At 74.0% G+C, this 19,976-nt stretch carries 11 protein-coding genes and 1 pseudogene; 4 read left to right on the forward strand and 8 right to left on the reverse strand.

Going from position 1 to position 19,976, the window contains the following annotated elements; all coding sequences use genetic code 11:
- Positions 1-83 precede the first annotated feature (83 nt).
- Positions 84-3,917: a multifunctional oxoglutarate decarboxylase/oxoglutarate dehydrogenase thiamine pyrophosphate-binding subunit/dihydrolipoyllysine-residue succinyltransferase subunit gene (locus ACI2LY_RS10215; RefSeq protein ID WP_404706784.1), complete on the forward strand. Its 3,834-nt coding sequence runs from the start codon at positions 84-86 to the stop codon at positions 3,915-3,917.
- Positions 3,918-3,990: 73 nt separating this feature from the next.
- Here the strand turns inward: ACI2LY_RS10215 and fxsT are convergent, their stop codons facing one another.
- The 8 genes and pseudogenes from fxsT to ACI2LY_RS10255 form a co-directional block, all read right to left on the reverse strand.
- On the reverse strand, positions 3,991-7,008 hold the full coding sequence (gene fxsT, locus ACI2LY_RS10220) for an FxSxx-COOH system tetratricopeptide repeat protein (protein WP_404706785.1): 3,018 nt from the start codon (positions 7,006-7,008) through the stop codon (positions 3,991-3,993).
- 130 nt (positions 7,009-7,138) lie between these two features.
- A complete protein-coding gene (locus ACI2LY_RS10225; protein WP_404706786.1) occupies positions 7,139-8,542 on the reverse strand; it encodes an aKG-HExxH-type peptide beta-hydroxylase in 1,404 nt (467 codons plus the stop codon).
- Complete coding sequence (locus ACI2LY_RS10230; protein WP_404706787.1) at positions 8,539-9,684, reverse strand: FxsB family cyclophane-forming radical SAM/SPASM peptide maturase; 1,146 nt, start codon at positions 9,682-9,684, stop codon at positions 8,539-8,541. The genes ACI2LY_RS10225 and ACI2LY_RS10230 overlap by 4 nt, the downstream gene beginning before the upstream one ends.
- Positions 9,685-9,821: 137 nt before the next feature.
- On the reverse strand, positions 9,822-10,007 hold the full coding sequence (gene fxsA / locus ACI2LY_RS10235) for an FxSxx-COOH cyclophane-containing RiPP peptide (RefSeq protein ID WP_393596178.1): 186 nt from the start codon (positions 10,005-10,007) through the stop codon (positions 9,822-9,824).
- Between the two features lie 51 nt (positions 10,008-10,058).
- Positions 10,059-13,349: an SAV_2336 N-terminal domain-related protein gene (locus tag ACI2LY_RS10240; protein ID WP_404706788.1), complete on the reverse strand. Its 3,291-nt coding sequence runs from the start codon at positions 13,347-13,349 to the stop codon at positions 10,059-10,061.
- Between the two features lie 7 nt (positions 13,350-13,356).
- Entirely contained in the window at positions 13,357-14,397 is a 1,041-nt protein-coding gene (locus ACI2LY_RS10245) for an AAA family ATPase (RefSeq protein WP_404706789.1), read from the reverse strand.
- Positions 14,398-14,512: 115 nt separating this feature from the next.
- Positions 14,513-16,612, reverse strand: a complete 2,100-nt coding sequence (locus tag ACI2LY_RS10250; RefSeq protein ID WP_404706790.1) for a trypsin-like peptidase domain-containing protein — start codon at positions 16,610-16,612, stop codon at positions 14,513-14,515.
- A gap of 329 nt (positions 16,613-16,941) precedes the next feature.
- Positions 16,942-17,409, reverse strand: a pseudogene (locus ACI2LY_RS10255) (CU044_2847 family protein); the annotation flags it as partial.
- Between the two features lie 196 nt (positions 17,410-17,605).
- On the opposite strand from ACI2LY_RS10255, the gene ACI2LY_RS10260 reads away from it, so the two are divergent.
- The 3 genes from ACI2LY_RS10260 to ACI2LY_RS10270 all read left to right on the forward strand — a co-directional run bounded on the left by ACI2LY_RS10260 (position 17,606) and on the right by ACI2LY_RS10270 (position 19,961).
- Entirely contained in the window at positions 17,606-17,785 is a 180-nt protein-coding gene (locus ACI2LY_RS10260) for a DUF6104 family protein (RefSeq protein WP_046418474.1), read from the forward strand.
- Between the two features lie 246 nt (positions 17,786-18,031).
- Positions 18,032-18,922 (forward strand): DUF4097 family beta strand repeat-containing protein, encoded by an 891-nt coding sequence (locus ACI2LY_RS10265; protein WP_404706791.1) that lies wholly within the window; start codon positions 18,032-18,034, stop codon positions 18,920-18,922.
- Position 18,923: 1 nt separating this feature from the next.
- Positions 18,924-19,961 carry a helix-turn-helix transcriptional regulator gene (locus ACI2LY_RS10270; protein ID WP_404706792.1) on the forward strand — a complete coding sequence of 346 codons (1,038 nt, stop codon included), beginning with the start codon at positions 18,924-18,926 and terminating at the stop codon, positions 19,959-19,961.
- Positions 19,962-19,976: the final 15 nt, after the last annotated feature.

The following is a 19,976-nucleotide window of genomic DNA, read 5'->3' on the forward strand; positions in this document are numbered from 1 at the left end:
GACCTGACCTACCCGCTCAGGGAGGCGTAGCCTTTATTCCCGCTGTCCATCACCTTGTGAAGCGGAAGAGGGCGGTTGCCGCCGTGTCGCCACAGTCCCCCAGTAACTCGAACGTCTCCACCGACGACCAAGCCGGGAAGAACGCCGCCGCGGCGTTCGGCCCGAACGAGTGGCTCGTCGATGAGATCTATCAGCAGTACCTCCAGGACCCGAATTCGGTAGACCGTGCCTGGTGGGACTTCTTCGCCGATTACAAGCCGGGAGCGCCCGCCGCCCCGGCTCCGGCGGGTACCGCGGCCGCGGGGGCCGCGGGCACCACCCCCACCGCTCCCCCGGCCCAGGCCGCGCAGGCTCCGGCCGCGCCCGCCCAGGCCCAGGCCCCGGCTGCCAAGCCCGCCGCCACGCCCACGCCCGCCCAGGCTCCGGCCCAGGCGCCCGCGGCGAAGGCGGCTCCGGCCGCCCAGGCCCCGGCCGCCCAGGCCCCGGCGAAGGCGGCCCAGCCCGCCGCGAAGCCGAAGGCCGCCGCCGCGCCCGCCACCGAGGCCCCCGAGGGCCCCGAGTACGTGACGCTGCGCGGTCCGTCCGCGGCCGTGGTCAAGAACATGAACGCCTCGCTGGAACTGCCGACCGCCACCTCGGTCCGCGCGGTCCCGGTGAAGCTGCTGTTCGACAACCGCATCGTCATCAACAACCACCTCAAGCGGGCCCGCGGCGGGAAGATCTCCTTCACGCACCTCATCGGGTTCGCCATGGTGCAGGCCATCAAGGCCATGCCGCCGATGAACTACTCGTTCGGCGAGAAGGACGGCAAGCCGACCCTGGTCAAGCCGCCGCACGTCAACCTCGGTCTGGCCATCGACCTGGTGAAGCCCAACGGCGACCGCCAGCTGGTCGTCGCGGCCATCAAGAAGGCCGAGACGCTGAACTTCTTCGAGTTCTGGCAGGCCTACGAGGACATCGTCCGCCGTGCCCGCGAGGGCAAGCTCACGATGGACGACTTCACCGGTGTCACGGTCTCCCTGACCAACCCCGGCGGCCTCGGCACCGTGCACTCCGTGCCGCGCCTGATGCCCGGCCAGTCGGTGATCATGGGCGTCGGCTCCATGGACTACCCGGCGGAGTTCCAGGGCACCAGCCAGGACACCCTGAACAAGCTCGGCGTCTCCAAGGTCATGACGCTCACGTCGACCTACGACCACCGGGTCATCCAGGGCGCCGCCTCCGGCGAGTTCCTGCGCCAGGTCGCCAACCTTCTCCTCGGCGAGAACGGCTTCTACGACGACATCTTCGAGGCGCTGCGCATCCCCTACGAGCCGGTCCGCTGGCTCAAGGACATCGACGCGTCCCACGACGACGACGTCACCAAGGCCGCCCGCGTCTTCGAGCTGATCCACTCCTACCGGGTCCGCGGCCACGTCATGGCCGACACCGACCCGCTGGAGTACCAGCAGCGCAAGCACCCCGACCTCGACATCACCGAGCACGGGCTCACCCTGTGGGACCTGGAGCGCGAGTTCGCCGTCGGCGGCTTCGCGGGCAAGTCCCTGATGAAGCTGCGCGACATCCTGGGCGTGCTGCGCGACTCGTACTGCCGCACCATCGGCATCGAGTTCATGCACATCCAGGACCCCAAGCAGCGCAAGTGGATCCAGGACCGCGTCGAGCGCCCGCACTCCAAGCCGGAGCGTGAGGAGCAGCTGCGCATCCTGCGCCGCCTGAACGCCGCCGAGGCGTTCGAGACGTTCCTGCAGACGAAGTACGTCGGCCAGAAGCGGTTCTCCCTGGAGGGCGGCGAGTCCGTCATCCCGCTGCTCGACGCGGTCATCGACTCCGCCGCCGAGTCGCGCCTGGACGAGGTCGTCATCGGCATGGCCCACCGCGGCCGCCTGAACATCCTCGCCAACATCGTCGGCAAGTCGTACGCGCAGATCTTCCGGGAGTTCGAGGGCAACCTCGACCCGAAGTCGATGCACGGCTCCGGCGACGTGAAGTACCACCTGGGCGCCAAGGGCACCTTCACCGGCCTGGACGGCGAGCAGATCGCGGTCTCGCTGGTCGCGAACCCCTCGCACCTGGAGGCGGTCGACCCGGTCCTGGAGGGCGTCGCCCGCGCCAAGCAGGACATCATCAACAAGGGCGGCACGGACTTCACCGTGCTGCCGGTGGCGATCCACGGCGACGCGGCCTTCGCGGGCCAGGGCGTGGTGGCCGAGACCCTGAACATGTCGCAGCTGCGCGGCTACCGCACCGGCGGCACGGTCCACATCGTCATCAACAACCAGGTCGGCTTCACCGCCGCCCCGGAGTCCTCGCGCTCCTCGATGTACGCCACCGACGTGGCCCGCATGATCGAGGCCCCGATCTTCCACGTGAACGGCGACGACCCGGAGGCCGTGGTCCGCGTCGCGCGGCTCGCCTTCGAGTTCCGTCAGGCGTTCAACAAGGACGTGGTGATCGACCTCATCTGCTACCGCCGCCGCGGTCACAACGAGTCGGACAACCCGGCCTTCACCCAGCCGCTGATGTACGACCTGATCGACAAGAAGCGCTCGGTGCGCAAGCTGTACACCGAGTCCCTGATCGGCCGGGGCGACATCACGCTGGAGGAGGCCGAGCAGGCGCTCCAGGACTACCAGGGCCAGCTGGAGAAGGTCTTCACCGAGGTCCGCGAGGTCACCTCGCAGCCCGCGCAGGGCGAGTCCCCGGCGCCGAAGGACGGCTTCCCGACGGCGGTCCCGACCGCGATCTCCGCGGAGGTCGTCAAGCGGATCGCCGAGTCCCAGGTCAACGTCCCGGACAACATCACCGTCCACCCGCGGCTGCAGCCGCAGCTCCAGCGCCGGGCGGCGATGGTGGAGGACGGCACGATCGACTGGGGCATGGGCGAGACCCTGGCCATCGGTTCGCTGCTGCTGGAGGGCACCCCGGTCCGTCTCGCGGGCCAGGACTCCCAGCGCGGCACCTTCGGCCAGCGCCACGCGGTGCTCATCGACCGGGAGACCGGCGAGGAGTACACCCCGCTGCAGTACCTCTCCGAGGACCAGGCGCGGCTGAACGTCTACAACTCCCTGCTCTCCGAGTACGCGGCGATGGGCTTCGAGTACGGCTACTCGCTGGCCCGCCCGGACGCGCTGGTGATGTGGGAGGCGCAGTTCGGCGACTTCGTCAACGGCGCGCAGACGGTCGTGGACGAGTTCATCTCCTCGGCCGAGCAGAAGTGGAACCAGACCTCCGGTGTGGTCCTGCTGCTGCCGCACGGTTACGAGGGCCAGGGCCCGGACCACTCCTCGGCCCGCCCGGAGCGGTTCCTGCAGCTCTGCGCGCAGAACAACATGACGGTCGCCATGCCGACCTCGCCTGCGAACTACTTCCACCTGCTGCGCTGGCAGGTCCACAACCCGGACCACAAGCCGCTGGTCGTCTTCACCCCGAAGTCGATGCTGCGTCTGAAGGCCGCGGCGTCGTCGGCGGAGGAGTTCACCTCCGGCGAGTTCCGTCCGGTCATCGGCGACAGCACGGTGGACCCGGCGGCCGTCCGCAAGGTCGTGTTCTGCTCGGGCAAGGTGTACTACGACCTGGAGGCCGGGCGGCAGAAGCGCGGCGCCACGGACACGGCGATCATCCGCATCGAGCGGCTGTACCCGCTGCCCGGCGCCGAGGTCCAGGCCGAGGTCAACAAGTACCCGAACGCCGAGAAATACCTGTGGGTGCAGGAGGAGCCGGCGAACCAGGGTGCGTGGCCGTTCATCGCGCTCAACCTGATCGACCACCTGGACCTGGCCGTCGGTGCCGACGTCCCGGCGGGCGAGCGCCTGCGCCGCATCTCGCGCGCGCACGGCTCCTCCCCGGCGGTGGGCTCCGCGAAGCGCCACCAGGCGGAGCAGGAGCAGCTGGTGAACGAGGTCTTCGAAGCCTGACCTCCGCTCACTGAGCGACGCTGAAGGGCCCGGCCCCCGGAGCTGATCCGGGGGCCGGGCCTTTTCCGTGCCGTCAGCTGGCCTGGGGCTCGAAGTCCCAGTACGGGCGGTTGCGGGAGCGGGCGGAGATGGTGTGGACGTGCTGGGGGCCGAGGGTGGCGGCGAGGTCGGCCAGGGCCTCCTGTTCGACCTTCTCCGCCTGCTGGCGGTCGCGCAGGGCGCGCAGGTCGGCCGCGTAGGCGACGCGGGCGGTCAGGGTGAGGGGGTGGGTGCGGCCCAGGGTGTCGGTGGCGCGCAGGATGGTGATCTGGCTGAGGTCCGCGGCAGACTCGGTGTCCCCGACGAGGTTGCGCAGCGCGGCCGCGTTGACGGCGCAGCCCAGGGCGTAGGGGTGGGTCTCGCCGAGCGCGGCGGACATGTCGGCGAGGCTCTGCTCGATCAGCACATGGGCATGGTCGCGTTCGCCGACGCTGCGCAGCACCAGCGCGTGGTTGGCGCGGGCGCCGATGATGAAGGGGTGGCCCTCGGGCAGCAGCAGTTCGTAGCGGGCGAGGACGGATTCGCTGGCCTCGCGGGCCTGGTCGATGTCGCCGTGCTCGCGGGCGAAGCAGCTCTGGCTGACGGCGGCGGCCAGGGTGTGCGTGTGGGTGTCGCCGAGCTTGCGCTCCAGCCCTTCCAGGACGCGGGTGAGCAGCTCGCCCGCCGCCGTCCGGTCGCCGCCGCGCAGCTTGCACAGGGCGAGGTTGTGCTCGGCGCGCAGGGTGTTCTGGTTGTCCGGGCCCATGACGATGCGGTACTCGCGGACGTTCTTCGCCTGGATGGACTCGGCCTCGGCGTACCGGCCCAGCAGGCGCAGGTCGACGGCGTAGGAGACCTCGGAGAACAGGGTCCAGGGGTGGCGGCCCTTGAGCAGTTGGCGGCGGGCCTCCAGGGTGCGGGTGTCGAAGCCGCGGGCCTGGTCGTAGCGGCCGAGGAGGCGCAAGGTGAAGCCGAGGTTGTTCTGGGCGTTGAGGGTGCGGGAGTCGTGCTCGCCGAACAGCTCGCGGTAGGTGGGGTAGAGCCACTGGTCGAGTTCGAGGGCGTCGTCGTACTGGCCGAGTTCGCGCAGGTCGGCGGCGAGTCCGCCGGCCATCCGCAGATGGTCGAGGTCGTGTTCGCCGCGTTCGGCGCGGAGTTGTTCGCGGGCGGCCCGGTCGATGGCCTCGGTCTCCTGGAAGCGGCCGGCCGAGCGGAGCAGGTTGGCGTAGTGGTAGGTGACCTCCCACACCCGGGGGTGGGACTCGCCGAGCAGGGCGCGCCAGGAGCGCAGGGCGCGGCCGCCGAGGTTGACGCCCGCGGTGTACTCCCCCGCGAACAGCATGTACCGCAGGCAGTTGAGCACCAGCCCCTGCACCTTGCGGTCCCTGCTGCGCAGCACGTCGGCGTACTTGAGATGCGGGACGATCTCGGCGTAGGCGTCCCAGTTACGGGTGTCGGTGGGACGGCCGGGGTCGGCTTCGGCCAGGGCGCGGCGGACCACCTCGATGAACTCTTTCCGGTCGGCCTCGGGCATGTCCTTGTGCACGATCTGGTGGACCATCCGGTGCAGGTACACCGACTCGCCGGAGGCCACGACCTCGTCCAGCATGGCCTCGTGCGACTCCAGCCGGACCACGGAGTACTGGCGGAGCTGGTTGACGGCCTTGTTCCACAGCAGCGGGTCGTCCAGCAGTCCGGCGAGCTGTTCGGGCAGGTCGTCGTGGCTCATGTCCTTCAGCAGCCGGACCGGGATGAAGCCGGGGGCGAAGAAGGTGCACAGCCGGAGCAGGTCGACGGATTCGGGGACGGTCTCGCGGAGCTTGTTCAGCAGTATCGACCAGGCGGTCTGGAAGGCGAGCGGGAAGTCCGCGGACACCTTGACCACGTCCTGGTCGATACCGCCGTCCAGCAGGGCGATGTACTCATCCACCGACAGGTCGGAGTCGTTGAGCCAGCCCGCGGTCTGGTCGAGCAGCAGCGGCAGGTCCTCCAGGGCCTGGGCGAGCTGGTCGGCGTCGGGTTCGGTGAGCCGGGGCGCGCGGCGCCGGATGAAGGCGACCGACTCGTCGCGGCCGTAGACGGGGACTTCGAGGAGCTTGCTGTTGTGCTCGCTCCACTCGGGGTTGCGGGAGGTGATGAGGACGTGGCCGGGGCCGGTGGGGACGAGGTCCCAGATCTGGTCGGGTTCGTCGGCGCCGTCCAGCACGAGCAGCCAGCGGGAGTACGGGGTGCCCCGGCGCAGCGCGTCCCGGACCGCGCGCAGCCGCTCGCCGTACTCGGCGCCGGTGGACAGGCCGAGTTTGGGGGCGAGTTCGGCGAGGAGGCGGCGGTAGCTGACGCGTTTCTCGGCGTTGACCCACCACACCACGTCGTATTCGGAGCCGAAGCGGTAGACGTACTCGGCGGCCAGCTGGGTCTTGCCGACGCCGGACATGCCGTGCAGGGTGAGGACGCCCGCGCCGGGCTCGCTGCCCTGGAGCAGGTGGTAGGCGTCGTTGAGCAGCGGTTCGCGGCCGGTGAAGCGGGTGTTGCGGCGCGGCACACCGCCCCACACGTCGGGCATGGCGGCCGGGAAGCGGGGTGCGGGGCGGGCCGGGTCGTCGTCCGGGCGGGTGCCGGGGGGCAGGTCGAGGCGGTCCATCAGGCGGCGTTCGGCCTCGTCGGCGCCCATGTTGGTGAGGTCCACGGGGGCGAGGGCGGCGACGGCGGAGGGCACGGAGGCGTTGGTGACGGAGACGGCGGCGAACCGGCCCGGATCGGCGCCGACCACCTCGCGCAGGGCCGCGTTCCACTCGTCGTGGGTGCGCGGGCCGAGCTGGAAGTACCACTCGCTGACCACGATCAGGGTGCGGCCCTCGGCGAGGGTGAGGTCGCGCAGCAGGTCGGTGAGCGACTGGTCCGGGGGTGCGTCCCAGCGCAGATAGACCACTCTGAGGCCGCGCCGCTCCAGCCGGTCCCCGATCCAGGCGGCCCAGGCCCGGTTGAACCCGGCGAAGCTGATCGTGACGGTCTGCCTCGCGGCGCCGTTCCCGTTCGGCGCCGTCGACCCGACCGGCGTACGAGCTTCAGACATGCGGCGGCCTCCAGCACGTAGACAGGAAATCCTAGAACCTCGGCGCGGCTCTGGGGAGAGCCCGGCGACCGCCGGAACGAGCGGCGCGCTGCGCCGATCTTCGCGCAGCCGGGGGTGCGAAGTCGGCATTTCACCTGTTCGGGATCGGCGGCGTGGGGGGCTGTCGCTGCGTCCACAGGGTGCGCACCGCCTTGACGTACGCCTGCGCGCGCGCCGTGTGCCCCCGGGGTGCGGGGCGGGCGGAGAGCCGTTCGTGGGCGGCGGCCATGCCGTCGACGAACCGGCGTCCGGCCGGGGTGAGATCGGGTGAGGCGACGAGCGCGGGCAGGGCGGCGGCGACCTGGGCGTGGTAGCGGGCGTGTTCGGCCCAGGCGGCCTCGCGGCGGGCGGGTTCGGCGAGGGCGGTGCGCTGGAAGTGGCCGGCCAGCGCGAGGTGCGCGTAGGTGCCGTGCAGCAGTCCGTCGTAGGGGCGGGGGTCGGGGCGCCAGGGGGCGAAGTAGCGGGCCTCGGGTCCGGCCCGGTGGAGTTCCACCAGCTCGCCGAGGGCGGCGAGTTTGGTGTGCTGCATCTCGTGGACGAGGGTCGCGGCGAGCGCGGTCGGGGTGGCGGGGGTGGTGCTGAGCAGCGCGCCGAACGCCTCGCGCCGGGTGCCGCTGGAGCTGCCCCGGCCGTCGGAGCCGGGCGGGGGCGCGAGGGGTACGAGGCAGCGCAGCAGGGCGGTGGTCTCGGTGAGCCGCTGTTCGCCGCCGGTGCGCAGCGCCTGCGCGGTGCCGGACCATGCCTGCAGCCAGCGTTTGCGTTCGGCGTGGTCGGGTCCGCTGGGCCCGCTGAACGCGAACCGTCCGGGGTCGCGGGGCGGGGTGCGGTACGGGTCGAGGTCGTCCAGCGGGACGGGCGCGGCGCCGGGCAGTAGGCCGGGCAGGGCGTGGGCGGGGGTCCAGGCGGGGGCGCCGGACCAGGCGCCGATGCCCTGCTCGAGGCGGATGTGGACGTCGGAGGCGCCGCGTCTGCGCAGGGTCAGGCGGCCGTTCTTGTGCCGTACCTCGATCTCGGCGGAGCCGGTCCGGCCGGTGCGGAGCACGCCGAGGGAGGGCAGGCAGAGCAGGCCGTCGCGGGCGGTGAGTCCGGTGCTGAAGGGCAGGCCCGCGCGGGCGGCGGCGGCTGCGGCGAGGGCGCTGAAGTAGGCGAGTTCCAGTGGGAGTTCGCGGGTGCCGTCGGGTGTGGTGAGCGCGGTCAGGCAGCGGCGGGCCCAGGGGCCGGTGAAGGGGTAGGTGAGCCGGGTCCGGGCGGGCGAGTGGGGGCCGTCGGTGGTGCGGTCGGCCGCCGTCAGCAGGGCCCAGTCCTCGCGCAGCCGCCGCTTGACGGCGGGCGGGCAGTGGGCGGGGTCGGCCGCCTCGGCGGCGTCGAGGACGGCGCGCAGCAGCAGCATGCGCCGAGTGTCCTGGTCGCGGACGAGGAGGGCGAGGGTCTCGGGGCCGCCCTCGGTGCGGCTGAGTTCGGCGAGGGCGCGGTCCAGGGGCTCGGGAACCGTCACGGGGTGCCTCCTTCCTCGGCGAGCCGCGCGGCCACGTGCCGGATGAAGCGCTGGAGGTCGGCGCAGTACACCGACGGGTTCTGGAAGCCGTGTCCGGCGCGGTAGCGGTGGGCGTAGTGGCCGCCCCCGCACACCCTGACCAGCGGGCAGGCCCGGCACCGCCCGGCGAGCCCCGCGAGCCCGGCCTGCCGGGCGGCGACACCGGGGTGGGCGAGGGCCTGGTCGAAGTCGTGCCGGAACACGTCGAGCCCGGTCTCGGCGGCGCCGTCGTACGCCGATTTCAGCGAGTCGACCTGTTCGATGGAACCGTCGGTCTCGATGACGACGGCGTCGAAGGGGGCGAGCCCCAACGACTCGGTGGCGGCGGGCAGGCCGAGCAGCAGGGCGAGGCACTCCTCGAAGAGCCGGACCCGGGTCTCGCGCCGCCCGGCCGACCACCAGCGGTCGAAGACGCGGCACAGCCAGTCGCCGTACGCGCCCTCGTGCGGGGGCGGGGCCGACCAGTTGCCGTGCGGCAGCAGCAGGTCGAGCGCGGGCGGGCCGAGCGTGAGCAGGGACTCGTAGGTCCCGACGGGGTCGGTGGTGGGGTCGACGACGGTGAGGACGCCCGCGTACGCCTCGGGGAAGCGGTCGGCGACCAGGCGGGCGCCGCGCGCGGCGGCGGGCCAGGAGGGGCGTCCGGCGTGGTCGACGCGGCGGTGGTTGAGCGCGGCGCTGCCGCCGTCGAGGCTGATGCCGACCCGGATGCCGTGCCGGGCGAGGACGGCCACCCGGTCGTGGGTGAGCAGGGTGGCGTTGGTCTGCACGGTGGCGTGGACGGCGCAGCCCTCCGGCACCCGGGCGCGCACGGTGTCGGTGAACGCGGCCAGGGTGTCGGCCCCGGCCAGCAGGGGTTCGCCGCCGTGCAGGACGAGGGAGAGCGCGGTCAGGGCGTGGTCGCGGGCGTGCCGTCCGATGCGGTCGGCGGTGCGGTCCAGCACCTCGGCGGGGGCGGCGGCGGGGCGGGCGCGCCAGGTGTGGTCGGGGCCCTCGTAGAGGTAGCAGTAGCGGCAGGCGAGGTTGCAGCGGCCGTGCGCCTTGACGATGAACTGGCGGAAGGGGCGCGGTGTCGCCCGCGTCGGGGCGGCGGTCGTCCCGGACATCCAGCACCCCCGTACCCGTGATGCGGGCGCGGCTCGTTCGCCCGTGTGTGCGGGCGATGCCCGGCCGCGGCCCGGACCCAAACGCAAGGCGGCGGAACTTGCCGGTTTCCGCCGTCGGGTGACCAGTAGCGAACGGCTCAGAGGCAGTTGTTGAAGCCCCAGAGCATCTCGGTGGGGCGGGTGGCGCGTTCGGTGAGGGTGTCCAGGACCTCGCGCAGGACGGGGTGGTCCATGGTGCGCAGTTCCTCCAGGTCCAGGGTGAGCAGGTCCGGCAGCGGCTCGCCGTGCTCCGGTACGGCCGTCTCGTCGCCCGCGCTCGTCATCGCTGCCTCCCGTGGTGGTCGTCCGTGTGGTGCTCGTCCGTGCGGTGCCGGTCAGCCGAGTCCGGCCAGCCGGTCGGTGGTGTCCTCGGCCGTCGGGGCGCCGGTGCCGAGGCTGTCCTCGGGCAGGCGCGCCCACTCGGCGCGGGCCGCGCGGTACGCCTCGCGGGCCGCGCGCGGCCGGGACGCCGCCTCATAGGACATACCCCGCCAGTGGTGCGCCTGCGCGCACAGTTCGACGGCGATCCGGCGGTCGCGGTCGGACTCGGCCGCCGTCTCGGCCTCCCGCGCCGACTCGGCCGCCGCCCGGAAGGCGTCCACGGCGTCGTCCAGCCGGGTCGGCCGGGCCAGGCTCCGGTACGCCTCGTACTGTGCCTGTCCCAGCTCCAGGAAGCAGCGCGCGGCGGGCAGGGGTTCGTCCGCCTCGGCGGCCGCGAGCCCGAAGAGATGCTCCGCCTCGCGCAGGTCCACCCGGTCGCCGCGCAGCCGGTAGCGCCGGATCAGGGCGCGGCCCAGCATCAGCAGGCGGTGCGCGGTGTGCGGGCTGCCGGTGTGGGTCTCGCGGCGGCAGTCCCGCAGGACCCGGATCGCGTGCGCGAGGGCCTCCCAGGCCCGCTCCCCGCTCTCGGCGTCGGCCCGGCGCAGCAGCACCTCGCCCCACTCGGCGAGCACACCGGGGTAACCGGCGGCCTCCCTGGAGGTGTCGGCGGCGGCACGGGCGAACGCCTCCGCGGCGTCGCGGAGTTCGCGCGGGTCGCCCGTCTCGGCGTACCGGGCGACCCCGATCCGGCCCGCTCGGACGTGGAGTTGGGCGCGCAGGGCTCGTCCGGTGGTGACGGCGAGCGCGGCGTCGACGCGTTCCTGGGCCTCGGTGAGGTCGCCGCCGGAGCGGAGCAGGGCGTCGACCAGGTCCAGCCGGACGAGGACGGGTTCACGCCCCCCGTCCTCCCCGGCCGCCAGCGCGTCGCGCAGCGAGCCCGCTGCCTGGGCCGCGTAACCCCGCGCCTGTACGGGGTCGTTGGTGGCGTCGGCCAGGCGGAGCAGGAGTCTGCCGTGGGCGAGGGGCAGTTCGGGCGGGCGGTGTCCGCGGTCGGGCCAGATGTCGGCGAACGCCTCCAGCATGCCGACCGCGCCCTGGAGCAGCGCGCTGTCCCCGCCGAGCCGCCACTGCGTCTCCAGCGCGCCGACCCGCTCCAGGGTCAGCCGCAGCGCCTGCGCGGGCTCCAGATCGGGGGCGGCGCAGGCCACGGCGTACTCCCGGTCGGCGCGGCGCAGCAGGTCCAGCGCGGCGGGCCGGTCGCCGCGCCGTCTGCGGTCGGTGGCGGCCGCACGCAGCACCCGGGCCAGCGCGGCCCGCTCCCGCTGGGCGTGCGGGTGGGCCACGGCCCGCTCGGCTGCGGCCTCCGCCTCGGCCAGCAGCGCCGAGCCGCCCTGCACCTCCCACAGCCGCAGCACGGCGTGCGCGTACTCGGCCCACAGCGCGGGGTCGTCCCCGGCGGGCCGCTCGTTCTCGGTGGCCCCGCGCAGCAGTTGTACGGCGTCGATCACGTCCTGCACCATGCCGTCGGCGTCGAACCGGGCGAGCAGGGTGCGGGCGCGGACCACGGCCGGGTGCGCGGGCCGGGGTCCGGCGGCGGTGCCGGGGCGGGTGCCGTAGAGCCGGAACTGTTCCGGCAGCGGCATGAAGCGCTCCAGCACCCGCGCGGCGACCTCGGCGAAGGGCTGGGGGACGAGGGTGGCGTCGCCGCCGTCCCCGGGGTACGCGCCGAACAGCCGGGTTTCGACCGGGCTTTCGTCCCCGCGCCCCGGTTGGCCGGTGCCGCCGAGCTGGGCGAGGGCGAGGGCCGGGAAGTTGGCGCCGCCCTTGCCGAAGCGCTGCTCGATGTACTCGGAGCAGTGCTTGAGGACGAGCAGGGCCTCGTCCCGGCCCAGGGTGGACAGCAGCGCCTCCCGTACCTCCGGCTCCATCTCGTACCACTGCCCCGCGTCCGGCCCGTGGTCCTCCCCCGCGCGCCGGACGAGGCCGCCGAGCAGCACCTCGGCGAGTTCGGCGGGGCCGGAGCCGGGCAGCATGGTGCGCTGCACGAGGCGCATCACGGGCAGGCAGAGCGGGGCGGCGGCCAGATAGACGGCGAGGCGTCCGGCGGCCGGTGACGCGGTGGAACGGAACCGGCTGACCCGCTCCACCGGGGTCGGTCCGCGCCCGGCGCGGGCCCGCGGCGCGGGCGGCTGGTCGGCGCGCACCCAGCCCACCGCGCCGGGCACCGGCCCGGCACCGGCCCCGGCGAGCAGCCGCGCCCACGCCCCGAGCGCCACCGGTTCGGGCGGCAGCACCGGCACGGGCAGCACGCCCGGCGGGGGTACGAGGGGCGCGCCGTCCGGGGTGCGCACGCGCAGCGCGGTGCCGCCGGGGGTGTCGCCCCGGGTCAGTTCGCCGTAGGTGACCGGCAGCCGGGTGCGGCTCCACAGGCGCTGCGGGAGCGGCTGGAGCACCGCGACGGGGGCGAGCCGGGCCAGCCGGTGCAGCAGCCGGTGCGCGCGGCCGGAGCGCCACAGCGGGCCCGCGCAGTCGCTGACCAGGAGGGTGATCCGGCGTCCGGTGGGGTCGCTGAGCCGGTCGACGGTGTGCTGGGGCGCCCCGCGCGGATCGGCACTCGCGCTGACCGTGGCCTCGCCGTCCGGCCCGGTGTGCAGATGGGCGATCCGGATGTCACCGAAGGCACCCAACTGGGCGAACACCTCTTGGAGTTCGGCGAAGAGCCGGTCCCACACCCGCATCGAGGGCGCCGCGTCCAGCACCAGCTGGAGCCGGGTGTCCCCGCGTCGCACCTCGCGGTACACGGGGAGGATCAATCCGCCCGCCTGTGCGCTGAGTTCGGCGGTCGCCGTCTCGTCCAGCGCGCGGCGCAGCGGGGGCGCGGCACTGCGGTACGCCTGCAACGGCCTCAAGGCGCGCTGGAGTTCGAGCGCGGAGGGCAGGGCGGGGGCGGCGGGGACGCCGACCGGGAGTGCGGTGAGCCGGGTGGTGGTCCGGGCGCGGGGGTGGTCGTCGCGGGGCGCCGGGTAGAGGGGGACGCTGCGGTCGGGGCCGGTGGTCAGGACCTCGGGCTCCCTTGGCGGTGGCGGGAGTTGAGGCTTGGGTGGCGGGACGGGCGGGGGCGGTGGCACCTCACGGGCCCGCTCGACCTCGCCGGTCGGCTCCCGTTCGCCCGTCCAGCGGGCCAGCCACAGGGCGTCGCTCAGCCCCTCCGTGTCCGGTTCGAGACCGGCTCCGCGCAGGTGGAGCACGAGTTCGGCGAGCGGGTCGGGGGTGTCGGGGCCGTGTCGTGCCGGTGCGTCGGGCATCGGCTCCTCACCTCGGGCGGTCTAGTCGCTGGATGAGCAGGTCGGCCAGGCGCTCACGGCTCGGCGGGGCGGCCGCGTCGGTGAGATAGATCGCGTTCAACAGCTGGTCGGTGGCGAGGAGTTCGCTGCCCGAGCGCTCCAGGAAGCGGGCGATCAGATCGTCACCGGCCCGCGCGGCCTCGTCCCCGAGGTGGGCGCGGACGAAGGTGGCGAGCCGGTTGTGGTCGGGGCGGCCCAGCTCCAGGTGGATGCAGCGGCGCATCAGCGGGGCCGGGAAGTCCCGTTCGCCGTTGCTGGTGAGGACCACGAACGGGAAGGAGGTGCAGCGCACCCGGCCGTCGCGCACCCGCACCTTGGTGCCGTCGGCGGTGAGCACCTCGGCCTCGCCGTCGGGCAGCCGGTCGGCGAGGCGGCGCAGCTCGGGTATCTCGAACTCACCCTCCTCCAGCACGTTCAGCAGGTCGTTGGGCAGGTCGATGTCGCTCTTGTCGAGTTCGTCGATGAGCAGCACGCGCGGGGTGTCCGAGGGCAGCAGGGCGGTGCCGAGCGGGCCGAGCCGGATGTATCCGCCGATGGCCTCGACGGAACCGGGGCTTCCGGCCTCGCTGCCGTACCCGCCCTGCGCCGCGATCTGCACGTCCTGGAGCCGGGCGATGGCGTCGTAGTGGTAGAGCCCGTCCTGGAGGGCCGAGCGGCTGACGATGGACCAGCGCAGCACCTCGCCGAGTCCCAGCTCGTACGCCACCGAGTGGGCGAGCGTGCTCTTGCCCGCGCCGGGGCTGCCGGTGACGAGGAGCGGGCGGCGCAGATAGAGCGCCGCGTTGATCATCTCCAGCTCCTCGGCGCCGGGCCGGTGCAGCTCGGCCAGGTGCCGGTGCGCGCCCAGCCTGCGGTCGCGGGAGCCGTCGCCGTCCTCGGCCGGGTCGTCGGCGGTGTCCGCGCCGCGTCCGGAGAAGTCCCGCCAGGGCGGCGGCGGGGGCAGCCGGCTCATCCCGTCGTGGGGTTCCCCGGCACCTCTGTAGATGAGCCACTCACTGGATTCGGTCATGTCCGGTCCTCGTCGTCGCTCGTCGCTCGTCGCCGGGGGCGGCCGTGGGGCGTCTTCACGGTAGCGAGCCGCCGGACGGCTGGTAAGGGGATCAGGGAGGAACCGGGGCCCCGGATCACGGGGCCTCCAGCAGGTCTCCGGTGCCGGGCAGGGGGAGGTGCGGATCGTCGTAGAGCAGCGCCGTCCCGTGCGCCCAATAGGACTCGGTGTCCCCGGCGCCGAGCCGTCGGCGCAGCGCGTGCACCGCGTCGGGCAGGAACAGGGCGCCGTCGCCGTCGTCCACGACGGTCTTCACGCCCCGGTGGAACTCCCCGCACACCGCGCCCGGCCGCCGTCGCCACAGCACCACCCCGAACCCGGCCCGCAGCACCCGGCCGAGCGCGGCGGGGTCGTCCGGGAGGCGCGGGTCGCCGGAGCGGCACAGCACCGGCACGGCGTGCGGCGCGAGCCCACGCAGCACCGCCGCGTCCGGTACGGGTCTGCGCACGCCGTCGTCGCAGTCCAGCACCTCGGCCTGCGCCTGCCGCAGTCGCAGCCTGCGCCAGCGGTCCCGGCGCTCGGTGTCCGGGTCCTCGTCGTACGTCTCCCAGGGCGCGGAGCGGGTGTGCCGCTCCTCCTCGGGGAGTTGGTCGCGGTCCGAGCAGCGGACCAGGACCGGCCGTTCGGCGCCGAGGGGGACGGCGTCGGGTCCGAGCCGCCATTCGTCCACGGGCAGGCCCAGGTGCAGATGGGGCAGGGCCGCGTACAGGGTGGCGGGGCGGCCGGGTTCGTCGGCGTGCCGGAACGCCTCGGTCAGGGGTGCGGCGACCTGGTCCGCGAGGCCGTCCAGCGGGGCGCGTTCGCCCTCGTACAGCCGGGTCGGCTCCTGGTCGGGGCCGCCGCCCACGGAGACCGACCAGTCGCAGTGGTCCGGCTCCCAGCCCCGGCGCAGCACCACCAGCAGCACGGCGGGGGCGAGGGGGGCGGGCAGCTTGTGCTCGGGCGCGGGGATGCCCGCGTCGAACCCCGCCTGCCGGTGCGTCACTTGGGCACGGCCGAGCAGCTCGGCGCGCCGCCGGGCGAGGGTGTGCCGGTAGCCGCTGTCCAGCCCGGCCGCCGCGTGCCGCACCCACTCCCACAGGGCGCGTTCGGCGGCGAGCGCGCTGGGGGCGGGCGGGCGTGCGGCGGACAGCACGCCCATCGCGTACTCGAGCACCAGCTTCAGGGCGCCGTCCTGGCGGGCGTGTTCGTAGAGCAGTCCGAGCCCGTCCCGCCAGCCGCGCGGGGCGGGCACGAGGGACGGCACACGGAAGTCGGGCAGCGAGCGGAGGAGGTCGAGCAGTGCGCGGGTGCTGGCGGGCGGGGGCAGGTCGGCGAGCAGCCCGAGCAGTTCGCCCCGCTGCTGCGGGCTGAGGGTGCGGCCGGGGCGGGCGCCCAGCTCGCCCTGGATGTCGGTCCAGGTGGGGTCGGGCGAGTCGGCGTCCCGCTGGCGGTCCCGGTGGTAGCGGTCGTGGGCGTGGACGACGGACTGGTAGACGTCGTCGCCGTCGGCGGGGAGCCGCAGCGTGCGCAGCCGCTCGACGCCGATGGAGGTGCCGCCGCCCCCGTGATCCGCGCGGGACTTGAGCACGCCGACGACCTCACCGCGTACGGGATCGACCACCGGGCCGCCGGAGACGCCGGAGGGCAGGTCGTTCTGGCCGAGCCGGACCTGTTCCTCGGGGGACCAGGCGCTGATGGTGCCCTGCACGGTGAGCTGGCCGTCCAGGATCTGCAGCCTGCCGCGGGGCGCGGTCCAGCCCGCGTAGAACACCCGGGTCCCGCCGAAGTGCGGGTTGGGCCGCTCGGACAGGTACACACAGGTGTGGCCGACGGGCTCGCGCAGCCGGACGAGGGCGAGGTCGGGCGCGGGCCAACTGCCCGGCACCGGGCGCCCGGTCTGCTCCGGGAGCATCGCGGCCACGCGTCCGGGCACGGCGCGCGGGTCGTCGTAGGGGCTGGTGCGGTACACCACGGTGACCTCGCCCCCCTCCCCGGCGTGAACCACGTGTGCGCAGGTCAGAACCCAGTTCGGCGCGACGAAGAAGCCGCTGCCGAGGAAGCCGTCGGGCTCGTCGTGGGCATACCCGGCCCCCGGGTGATGAATGCGTACGGTCGCCGCCAGAACGAGGTCACGCAGCGCAAGCCCCGCAGCACCGTCCCCCTCGGGTGCGCCCCCGCCGTACCCCACGCTCATCCCGGATGCCCCCACACGCCGAGCAACGCTTCGGGTCGGGGGGTTGGGGTGGGGCGGGGGCGGGGCAGGGGGTGCCGTCCGGCGGGCGGGCGGGGGGTGGGGTCGGGCTGACCCGGTGTGGGGGGCGGGGCCGGTGCGCCGGGTCGAGGGTTCGGGTTTGCCGGGCCCGGTTGGGGGCCCGCGCCCGGCGCGCCCGGTACGGGGGCCGGGCCCAGTGCGCCCGGTACAGGGGCCAGGCCCAGTGCGCCCGGTACGGGGTTCGGGTCCGCCGTAGCCGGTACGGGGTGCGGGTCCGCCCGGAGAGCGGGGGCGGCCGGACCCGGCAGCGGTGCGCCCGGTCCGGGCCCGCCTGGCCCGGAACCGCCCGGTCCAAGCCCGCCCGGCGAGGGCCCCGCTCCCGGTCCACCCGTGTCCGGCGCGGCCCCCGGCACGGGACCCGCCCCCGGTACGGGACCCGGCTCCGGTGGGCCTCCGTTCCAGGTCAGGGTGACCGTGAGGGCCGCCTTGGCCTCGCCGTCCGCGAGGAGGCCGACCACCTTTCCGGCCTTCGCGGTCAGCTCGATGCCGAACTCCACACTGACCTCGTCCGGCCGCACCGTGCTCAGCGGGCCGGACAGCGACCGCGCGACCCCGGTGATCAGCGAGTGCAGGCTCTCCACGCTCGCCTCCACCCGGTCGTGGAACCCGGTGTCGGTGTACGACAGCTCCTCCGCCCCCGAGATCCGGGCCCACACCGGCGTACCGTCCGGCAGCTCGATCCGCGCTACCCGCGTCGACTCCCTCGACTCCCCGTTCATCGGACTCCCCCGTCCTCTCCCCCGCTCGTCCCCCGACGCGTGCCGCACCCGGCGGCTGCCTATGATTTTCCTGTCCTCCCCCGGCTCCCCAGCCGGAACAGGCGGCGCCCTCTCCCCTCGCGGTCACGTCCGCGAATGAGGGTTCTTCCCGCCCAGGACCGGCCCTACCCCTGCACCGACCGACGGAGCGTCATCCATGTACTTCACCGACCGAGGCATCGAAGAACTGGAGAAGCGGCGCGGCGAGCAAGAGGTCACCTTCGAGTGGCTCGCCGAGCAGCTGCGTACGTTCGTCGACCTGAACCCCGATTTCGAGGTACCGGTGGAACGCCTGGCCACCTGGCTGGCCCGGCTGGACGACGAGGACGACGAGTAACCCGCCTGCCCCCGGTGATTCGCGGGCCCGCCGCATCCGGTCAGGGCCCGCACAGCCATGCCCGCACGCCCGCACACCGCCCGGCACGCGGCGGCCCTCGTCCCCCGAAAGGGTGTCTTGACTTCCGACAGGCGCGATATATCGTGATTACCAGGAGACGCGATATGGCGTGACGGGTCGGCATCCTCGCCCACCGCGCACCGTCCCGCTCCGCCCTCTTGTCCGCGTCACGCCCGAGGAGGACCCGTGTCCGAGTGGACCGTCGCCGAACCCCAGAAGCTGAGCTTCGAAGCCCCCGTGACGGAGCTGAACGTCCGCGTCGTCAACGGCACGGTGAACGTCGTGGGCACCGAGGAGAGCTCCGCCCGCCTGGAGGTCTCGGACATCGAAGGCCCACCCCTGATCGTCACGCACCGGGACGGGGTCCTGACCGTGGCGTACGAGGACCTGCCGTGGAAGGGCTTCCTGAAGTGGCTGGACCGCGAGGGCTGGCGGCGCAGTGCCGTCGTCTCGCTCGCCGTCCCGGCGGACACGCGGGCGGAGGTGGGGGTGGTCGGCGCCGCCGCGGTCGTCTCCGGGGTGCGCGGCCCCTCCGTGGTCAAGGGCGTCACCGGCGACACCACGCTCGTCGGCGTCTCCGGCCCGGTCCGCGCGGACACCGTCTCGGGCAACGTGGAGGCCCAGGCGGTCAGCGGCGACCTGCGCTTCAAGTCGGTGTCCGGCGATCTGACCGTGGTCGAGGGCGCGGGCCCCTCCGTCCGCGCCGACTCGGTCAGCGGCTCCATGATCATCGACCTGGACCCGGAGGGCCCCACCGACGTACGCCTGACCAGCGTCTCCGGTGAGATCGCCATACGGCTCCCGCACCCGGCCGACACCGACGTGGAGGCGAACACCGCCAGCGGCTCGATCTCCAACGCCTTCGACGGCCTGCGCGTGCAGGGCCAGTGGGGCGCCCACAAGATCACCGGCCGCCTCGGCTCGGGCAGCGGCAAGCTCCGGGCCACCACGGCCTCCGGCTCCATCGCCCTGCTGCGCCGCCCGGCCGAGGAGGACGACGACACCGCCTGGGAGACCGGCCCCGGCACCGCCCCCGCCTCCCCCGCGGACGGCACGACCGACAAGAAGGTGCTCTGACATGCCCCCCGTCTTCGCCCACGGCCGCCTCCGCCTGTACCTCCTCAAGCTGCTCGACGAGGCCCCGCGCCACGGCTACGAGGTGATCAGGCTCCTCGAAGAACGCTTCCAGGGGCTCTACGCCCCCTCGGCGGGCACCGTCTACCCGCGCCTGGCCAAGCTGGAGGCCGAGGGCCTGGTCACCCACACCACCGAGGGCGGCCGCAAGGTGTACTCGATCACCGACGCGGGCCGCGCCGAGCTGGCCGGCCGCAGCGGCGAACTGGCCGACCTGGAGCTGGAGATCCGCGAGTCGGTCGCGGAACTCGCCGCCGAGATCAAGGCCGACGTGCGGGGCGCCGCGGGCGACCTGCGCCGCGAGATGCGCGCGGCGGCCTCCCGGACCCGTGCCAGCAGGGTGGGCGCCGACCGTCCGGGCGCCTCCGAGGAGCCGAGCGGCCAGGGTGACTCCGAGGCGTGGCGGACCGCCAAGGAGGAGATGCGCCGCGCCAAGCAGGAGTGGAAGGAGCAGGCCCGGCGCGCCAAGGACGAGAGCCGCCGCGCCCGCGAGGAGACCCAGCAGGCCCGGCGCCAGGCCCAGGAGGCGCAGTCGCAGGCCAACGCCCGTGCCCAGGAGGAGATGCGGCGCCTCGCGGGCCGGGTCCAGGAGCGGGTGCAGGACCACTTCACCCGCGGCGACTGGCCGACCGGCGTCCGCGAGGGCCTGGCCGAACTGGCGCGGGAGTTCGGCGACTTCGGCAAGGAGCACCCCAGGCGGACCGGCACGGCGGGCAGCGGCAGCACCAAGGCCGAGCCCGGCCCCGTGTACTCCGACACCCCGCCGGACTTCCCGATGGAGTACGAGCCCGCCTGGACCCACGAGCCCCCCACCGGCGACCCGGCCCGCGACCTGGACCGGCTGCTGGATCGCTTCCGGGACGACGTCCGGGACGCGGCCCGTGACCACGGCGTCACCGAGGACCAGCTGCGCGACGTCCGCCACCGGCTGTCGACGGCGGCGGCCCACATCGGCGCGATACTCAACGGCCCCAAGGTCTGAGCCACCTCCCAGGGG

The sequence above is a fragment of the Streptomyces sp. NPDC002176 genome (genome assembly GCF_044903645.1).
In the GTDB taxonomy this organism is placed as follows: domain Bacteria; phylum Actinomycetota; class Actinomycetes; order Streptomycetales; family Streptomycetaceae; genus Streptomyces.